At 66.9% G+C, this 7,786-nt stretch carries 6 protein-coding genes and 1 pseudogene; 4 read left to right on the forward strand and 3 right to left on the reverse strand.

What is annotated here, in order from left to right; translation table 11 throughout:
* The first annotated feature begins 4 nt into the window (after positions 1–4).
* A complete protein-coding gene (locus tag HY699_01700) occupies positions 5–1,762 on the forward strand; it encodes a matrixin family metalloprotease (GenBank protein MBI4514516.1) in 1,758 nt (585 codons plus the stop codon).
* 231 nt (positions 1,763–1,993) lie between these two features.
* Positions 1,994–2,188: a type II toxin-antitoxin system RelE/ParE family toxin gene (locus tag HY699_01705; protein ID MBI4514517.1), complete on the forward strand. Its 195-nt coding sequence runs from the start codon at positions 1,994–1,996 to the stop codon at positions 2,186–2,188.
* 45 nt (positions 2,189–2,233) lie between these two features.
* On the opposite strand, the pseudogene HY699_01710 reads toward HY699_01705, so the two are convergent.
* Positions 2,234–2,386: pseudogene (locus HY699_01710) on the reverse strand (hypothetical protein).
* 310 nt (positions 2,387–2,696) lie between these two features.
* Between HY699_01710 and HY699_01715 the strand changes: the two are divergent.
* Positions 2,697–2,876, forward strand: a complete 180-nt coding sequence (locus HY699_01715) for a hypothetical protein (GenBank protein ID MBI4514518.1) — start codon at positions 2,697–2,699, stop codon at positions 2,874–2,876.
* Positions 2,877–2,918: 42 nt separating this feature from the next.
* Here HY699_01715 and HY699_01720 read toward each other — a convergent pair whose 3' ends face one another.
* Positions 2,919–3,953: an NAD(P)-dependent alcohol dehydrogenase gene (locus tag HY699_01720; GenBank protein ID MBI4514519.1), complete on the reverse strand. Its 1,035-nt coding sequence runs from the start codon at positions 3,951–3,953 to the stop codon at positions 2,919–2,921.
* The gene (locus HY699_01725) at positions 3,950–6,346 is read right to left on the reverse strand and encodes a family 78 glycoside hydrolase catalytic domain (protein MBI4514520.1); all 2,397 of its coding nucleotides are present in this window, start codon (positions 6,344–6,346) and stop codon (positions 3,950–3,952) included. The genes HY699_01720 and HY699_01725 overlap by 4 nt, the downstream gene beginning before the upstream one ends.
* Before the next feature lie 550 nt (positions 6,347–6,896).
* On the opposite strand from HY699_01725, the gene HY699_01730 reads away from it, so the two are divergent.
* Positions 6,897–7,786, forward strand: an 890-nt coding sequence (locus tag HY699_01730) for a hypothetical protein (protein MBI4514521.1), incomplete at its 3' end; no start/stop codon positions are given.

Raw genomic sequence — 7,786 nt, forward strand, 5'->3', positions numbered from 1 at the left:
TGACATGCGAGTTCGAGCGATTCTGTTGCTGTGCGGTACGATGGTCTCGTTGCTGTGGGTCGGCCGCAGCCACGCCACCACCTTCGTGCTCATGAACGAGCAGGAGCTGGCAGCGCAATCGGTCGCGGTGGTGGTCGCGCGCGTCAGCCACATCGAGTCGGCTGCGCGCGACGACGACAGCGCGATTCACACGTACGTTTTTCTCGACACCGAGACCGTGCTTGCCGGCCACCTGCCGCCGGCTCAGCCGCTGGTGCTCAAGGAACCGGGTGGCACGGTCGGCGGGCGCACGCAGTGGGTGTTCGGCGCGCCCGAGTTCTGGGTCGGCGAGCGCGCGCTACTCTTTCTCAGCCGCAACTCCGACGGCACGCTGCAAACGACGGCGCTGGCCATGGGCAAGTACTCGATTGACGACAGCGAGGAGCCCCAGGCGCAGCGCAGTTTCGGGCCGGGCGCCTTGGTGTTGGCCCCGCTCGACGGCCGGCTGGTGCCGGCGGCTCCTAAACGCGAGCGGCTCGCCGCGCTGGCGGCGCGCGTCCACGCCCTGGCCGCGCCGGCCTCCGACTACGGCCCGGCCGTGGTCGTCACGCCCCCTGAGGTGTGGGAAGACCTCCCGCGCCAGGAGCGCGCGGCCTTCACCTATCTCGGCTCTCCCAGCCGCTGGTTCGAGCCGGACGACGGCGTGGCGGTTGAGTTTATGATTGACACTACCGGTGATAGTAAGATCGGCCCCACAGGTTCGCACACAGCGATGGTAGAGGCGATGGGCGCTTGGTCCACCGTCTCGGAGTCGAACCTACTGCTCGCCGACGGCGGTGATACCGCGCCGGCTCAGTTCAACACCTGCTCGGGAGGCAACCGCATCGTCTTCAATGATCCATACAACGAGATCAGCAACCCCTCGGGTTGCAGCGGGGTACTGGCCATTGGCGGATACTGTTCCAATGGTGAAACCCGGGTGATCAACGGCACCACGTTCAATCGCATCGCCATCGGCAAGGTGACCTTCAATAATGGCTGGTCGAGTTGCTCGTTCTGGAACCAATGCAATATCGCCGAGGTCGCCACCCACGAACTCGGCCACGCCATCGGCTTGGGACACTCCGGCGTTAGCACCGCCACCATGGCCCCAATGGCGCACTTCGACGGGCGCTGTGCCGGCCTGGCCGCGGACGATATCGCCGCGGCGCAGTTCATTTACCCCGGTAACCGCGTCCCCGGAACGCCAACTCCGACCCCAACCGCCACCGCCACCCGTCCGCCCAGCCGCACCCCGACGCGTACACCAACGCGCACGGCCACCGCTACACGAACACCGACAGCAACCTTGCGCCCGAGCGCCACGCCGACCGCCACCGCCACACGCCGCCCGAGCGCGACGCGCACCGCCACCCGGGTGCCCACCCGTACCCCAACCGCCACCGCCACCCGCACTTCGACTTCGACACCGCGGCCGACGGTAACTCGCACGCCGTCACGGTCACCGACCCGCACCTGGACACGCGTGCCCACCCGAACCCGGACGCCAACCTGGACGCGGGTGCCGACACGCACTCCCACGCGGACATGGACGCCCTTCGGCTACCGCTCACCGACGCCCAGCCGGACGCCGACCGCGACCTCCACTGCGACACCGACAGTGACCGTGGCCGAAGCCACACCAACCACGGCCGCTGGCGGGCTGACGATCAATCGTCCGGCGGCCGATTCACGCCGGCAACGGATTCGACGGCTATATCTGAACGCGCCGCGGGCTCACTAGCTACGCTCTCTGCTGTCCACGACGACGTCAGAAGGCAACCCGCGCCCGGCGCGGTAACATTACCGATCTGTTGCGTGAAGCGCTCCATCTCATTGATGAGCGCGACGAAATCCGGGAAGCCGTGGCTCGAGCAGCGGCGGAAGCCCCCCGCGGCGAGTTCGTTGATGGAGAAGCAGTTGTGCGCGAAGCCCGGAAGCTCGTCCGACAGAAGGTGGAGGCTGGCCACGGAGGATGAGCGCGCGCTTTCGTTTGACGAAGTCCGCCGCAAACGATCTCCTGCAGATTGCCGATTACATCTCCGGCGAAGATCCAGCGGCCGCTGAGCGTGTGATTGATGACATCGTTTCGGCGATCGAGAACCTGATCAAGTTTCCCGCAATGGGGCGCATTCGAGAGGACCTAGCCGACCGGCGTCACCGCGTGTGACCGGTGGGCCGGCTCTTGATCTTCTACCGGTCCTCGATCTCGAACTCACGCGGCCCGAGACTTCAGCTCGAAGACTGCAACCGACACGTGGCCTTTTGGTCTTCCGTTGCTAACGAGCCGATCGATTTCCTTGAGTGTTGTCGGTGCAAGGAACACCTCCCCACATTGACCGCAGACCTCAGCTTGAAGGTTCTTAACGAGGTAGCGTTAGCCACCCCATTCATGCATGTGTTCGATCCGGCGGCGCCGCCGCGGGTCCTTGCAGTAGTAGCACGTCCTCATTTCTTCTCCTTTCGGACCCGGAAATCCTCCTACAATTCGGGGTTGGGTCGATAAACCGTGATGATCACCAACGTTCCTTCGTGAATGGCGCCGACCGTGTGAATCGGTTCATCCCGTTCGGTGAATCCAAGCAGCGGGTGGGAGTGCCCGCGTGGATCGTCTGGGTAGTCCTCCAGCAGTTCGAGGCGCTCTGACGAGAGCGCCTTTTCGAAGTACGTGATGCCTGGTGTCGGTGGTGCGCCATGGTCATCCGGAGGTGCGCCGGCGGCTGACCCTCGACCGCTTCGTCGCCCTCGACCATGTGCTCGTCGATCCCATGGGACTGCTTGGGCCGGCGATGGTTGACGCGGCGCTCGCCGCGTGCGGCCGGGCGCGCCGCATCATGGTGACCGTCCCGGATTTCTAGACAGCCGCGCAGCTGGTGGTACGCACGAACCTGGCGGCTCGATCAGCCGTTGGGCGCGACAACGCCGCGGCCTTTGATCGTACCCTCGCGTAGCCGCTCATACACGTGCGGCGCCTGTTCGAGCGGGAACAACTCGACCTGGGTCTTGATCTTCCCCGCTTGCGCCAACGTCACCACTTCGCTCAGCTCCGGTATGCTGCCGTAGAATACGGAGGCAACGGAGAGCTCGGTGGGCACGCCGAGATAGCTGAATGACAGCGCGCCGCCGGCGATCCCGACGAGTGTCAGGTGTCCCAAGCGGCGTGACACAGCGACGGCGAGTTGCAACGTGGCGTCGGAACCGACGATATCGAGCACCAGTTCCGCGCCCGCACCGCGAGTGAGGTCGCGGATGTGGTCGGCGGCCCGATCGTCTGAGGCGACGACCGCATCGGCCCCGAGCGACTTGGCGGCGGTGAGCTTCTCGGCGGACACGTCGACCGCCACCACGCCAGCGGGCGACAACGCCTTGAGGATCTGAATTGCCATCTGCCCCAACCCGCCGGCGCCGATGATCACCGCGGTCGATCCGGGACGCAGCAGCGAGAGCGAGCGCTTGACGGCGTGATAAGTCGTCAAGCCGGCATCCGTCAGCGGCGCGGCCTGACGCGGGTCGAGGCCGCCGAGCGGACACAGAAAGCGCGCGGACGGCACGATCATGTGCGACGCCATACCGCCGTCGTGGCCGAGTCCGCCGCCGAAGAACAGCGGCGCGACCTCGCAGTAGTTCTCGGCGCCGACACGGCACGCGGGGCAGCGGCCGCAGCCCCACACGCTGTACACAATCACCGGGTCACCCGCGGCCCAGCCGCTGACGCCCGGACCAAGCCGCTCGACCCACCCGGCGTTCTCGTGACCGAGCGTGAACGGCAGCGTGTAGGGTAGCGCGCCGGCGGGGAAGTCCATGACGTGCAAATCGGAGTGGCACACGCCCGCGCCGCCGACTTTGACCAGCACCTCGCCGGGACCGGGCTCGCGGATGTCTACGTCGCGCAGCTCCGGCGCCGCTTGCCATTGCGTCATGCGATAAGCTTTCACGGTTTCCTCCCGTCGCGCTTGCCCCACACGCGCCGGTGCGTGCTTGAGAGAAGGACGTCCGTTGTGCCATCGGGCAGAACCAGATCCGCAGCGGTGCCGGGCGGGACTGTAATCTCAATGCTGCCACGCTCCGCATCCGTGAGCTGCCAGGAGATCTCGATGCGGCCATGAGGGGAGTCGTGATGCGTACGGGCGCCGGTGATCCCGCCGCCCGGTCGGGGTGCGACCCGGAACCGCCGGTATCCGGGCTCGACGATCTGGAGGCCGGCCACGTAGCGATGCAGGAAAGAGATAACCGCGCCCTTGCTGTAGTGGTTCAGCGAGGCGTGGGCGACACCATCGACGTCGATGCCGCCCCATTCCTCCCAGATCGTGGTGGAACCGCGCGCGCTCATCAGAAGCCACGACGGCTCCGTGTCCTGAAAGAGCAGCTCGTAGGCCACCTCCAGGTGTCCGGTGTCGGCGAGAACGGGGAGCAGGAACGCTGTGGAGAGGAACCCGGTGCCGAGGTGGGTTCCGGCGGCGCGGATGAGCGCGACGAGGTCGTTCGCCGCCGGCGCGCGCAGCTCCTGCGGGACGAGATCGAAAGCAAGAGCACGAACGAGGGTGGCTTGCGTGTGCGGCGTGATCCGGCCGCCGCCGCCGATGAACTCACGCTGCCACGCAGCGCGGGCGCTTTCGGCGAGCCGGCCGTAGCGCTCAGCATCGGCGCGACGGCCGAGGACGGCTGCCATCTGCGCGAGTTCGGAGGCGGAACGATAGAGATAGGCGGTGGCCAGCGCACCGTGGTCGCTGGCCACCGCGAGGCTGATCGCGTCGGCGAGGGACTGCCCCGGCTCCAGCCACTCGCCGAAATGAAAGCCGGAATCCCAGATGCAGCGCTCGTGTGGCGCCGGCTCGGGCGCACGCTCGACCCGTGAGGGGTGCCGGGCGCTAGCCGCCGCGCGCGCGGCGAATTCCACCCACGCGGCCATCGACGGCCACTGCTCGGCGACGAGCTGCTGGTTGCCGGTGGCACGGTAGATCTCCCACGGAACGTGCACGGCGGCATCACCCCATCCAGCCGAGCCGACGAGATCCTTCCAGTAAGGCGGTTCCCGGTCGTCCATCGGATGCGGCTCCGGAACCAGATTCGTGACCGCCCCGTTCGGCCATTGCTCGGCTGCCAGGTCGCGCAGCCACTTCGTCGAGAAGCCGGCGACGTCGTAGAGGTAAGCCGCGGTTTCGACGTAGATCTGCCAATCGCCGGTCCACCCCGCGCGTTCGCGCGTGGGACAATCGGTGGGAATGTCGCAGGCGTTGCTTCGAAAACTCCACTCGGCGATCCGGTGGAGGGCGTTCACGCGATCGTCCGAACAGGCAAATGACCCGAGGCGAGGAAGGTCGGTGTGCACCACGATGCTGGCGATGTTGTCACGCTCGAGTGGACCGGGGTGGCCTTCAAGGCGGACGTACCGAAATCCCTTGGTACTGTGGCGGGACTCGAACACGTCGCCATCGATCCCGGCGGAGATCACCGTATCGACTTGGAAAGTGACCGAGCTGTCGGCCTGCATTGACGTGCCGGACGCGACGTTAGCCTGCGTGACGTCGCCCTCGCGGTCGACGGCCTCGCCGTACGTCAGCGTGATCTGCGTGCCTGCTGGGCCGAGCTTACGAAGGCGCACCCACCCGTTGCTATTCTGTCCGAAGTCGACCACCCAGCGCTGCGGCGCAAGCTCTCGGATCGAAACCGGCCGCAGCTCCTCGACGCGGCGCACCGGCGGAGCGGGCGACTCGCAGAGCTCGGCAATCCCGTAGTCGGCGACGCGTACGATGTCCCAGGCTGAGCGGTCGGTTCCGGGTTCGGCCCAGCCGGTGACGCGCAGACGGAGATCGTGCACTTCGCCGGCAATCAGGTCGGCGCGCAGGATATGGCTGGCGCGCGAACGCCACGTCGAGTCGGTTCCGAACCTCATCACCTCGCCCGACTTCAAGGTGACAACGAGCTCCGCAAGAAACGCCGTGGTGACGCCGTAGTCATTGACACGGCGTGCAATGCCGCTCTGGCCGCGCCACCAGCCGTCGCTGAGTATTGCGCCGAGCGCATTGCGGCCCTCCTTTAGAAGATCGGTGACGTCGGAGGTCTGGACCTGGAGTCGTTTGCGGTAGGCGGTAAATCCGGGGGTGAGCTCGCAATCACCAACGCGCGTCCCGTTAAGGAACGCCTCGTAGACGCCGTGCGCGGTGGCGTGCAGGCACGCGCTCTCGATGGCGCCCGTGACCTCTAACTCTCCGGCCAGGTAACAGGCAGGTCGTTGTCTTGCCGGTGCGTTGGCGGCTTCGGCAGGTTCGATCCAGCGGGCAACCCGAATCTCCGGCACCGGGATGGACAACGTTGCAAGTCGGGTCATTGAGTCTCCGGGATTCGAGAAAGTGGGGAGTAGGCTCAACAGATCGCAGCGTCGCACGGAGTTATTAGGCGGACCACAGGCCCTGCAGCCTTCAACCACTGAGCCTCGATAGTCCCCCGCACCGCCATCCTGGATCAACCACCCTCACTCAGGCCACCCAGGCCCTTTCCTGAGACGACGCGCGGGGGAGGCATCCCAATCTGCTGCATGTTGGCCACCGGTGGCCAAGCTCTGCAACCCGCCTTCGCCGGGGCTCCTTGCCGGGCTCGGGTGGTGCAATAGCCGCGCAAGCGAAGCGTCCCCGACGGGATTTGGACGGAATTCATTGACGCTTTCAGCATATCCGCCCGCATCAAGCAAGTCGCATGAGTTGGCGGGGAACGGAGTGCGGAATGCGGGCTGGACTCGGCACGGGTGGAGAGCCAACAGCCGACGCGCCGCGCGATCGTCGCGCGGGCCAAACCTGGCCTCCCAGGGGGACAGGTACGCAGGGGTCGGCGATGAAGCACCCGTTCTGGATCTTCTCGTGAGGGAGAGGGGAGGCGGCTGTATGGCTGAAGCGCGCGTCACGGCCCAACGCGTCGGCGGCGAGCTGACGCAGAAGATTCAGCAGCTCCGGCAGGAGACCCAGGCACTCAACCGCGAGCTGGGGCAGCTCGACCCCCAAAGCACGCGCGCCTCCGCGCTGCGGCAGCAGTTGCAGACGCTGCGGCAGGAAAGCGAAGTCATGGCGCGCCAGAACCAAGCGCCCCCGATCAGCGGGCCGGGCACGATGGGGCTGGACGCCAGCGGCTATCAGCGCCGGCTCGCCGAGCTGAACCGCGACATGGAGCGGGCGCGGCGGGAAGTCGAGGTGTCGAGCGGCGCCGCCGGCGACGACCGCCGCCGCTTCGTGGAGCAGGTCCTGACCAAGGACCCGCGCTACCAGCAGGCCGTCGCCCAACGCGACCAGCTCGTCCAGGGCGCGACGCGCCGCGGTTTTCGAGTCGACCCTGAGGCCGGCACCGTCCAGGCGCCGGAGCGTGGCCCGGAGCGCATGGCCGCGGCCTATACGAAAGAGGGCGAGGCTGTGGCGAGGGCCGCCATTCAGCACCGCCTCTATGGGCAGACCAACCGCGACCTAGTGCGGCAGTGGCGCGAGAATGAGCAGGCGCTGCATGCGCAAGACAACGCCCTCACGCGCGTCCAGAACCGGTTGAAGGTGCTGGATGAGTACGAACGCGAGGGAATATCGATCAGCGATCGGGAGGCCGTGCACGCGCGCATGCTGCGCGCCGAGGTGCCGGACCGGGATTGGGGCGTGCGAGCGGCCCGCCTTGAACGCGAGGCGCTGACGGCGGAGATCGAACGGCGGGGAGGACGGTTCGAGGGTGGGCAGGTGCTGCTGCCGGAGGGCGGCGGCGGGTTCCGGCGCGGAGTCGGCGCATTCATGGCGGGGGC

Source organism: Deltaproteobacteria bacterium, assembly GCA_016210005.1.
Classification (GTDB): domain Bacteria; phylum Desulfobacterota; class Binatia; order HRBIN30; family JACQVA1; genus JACQVA1.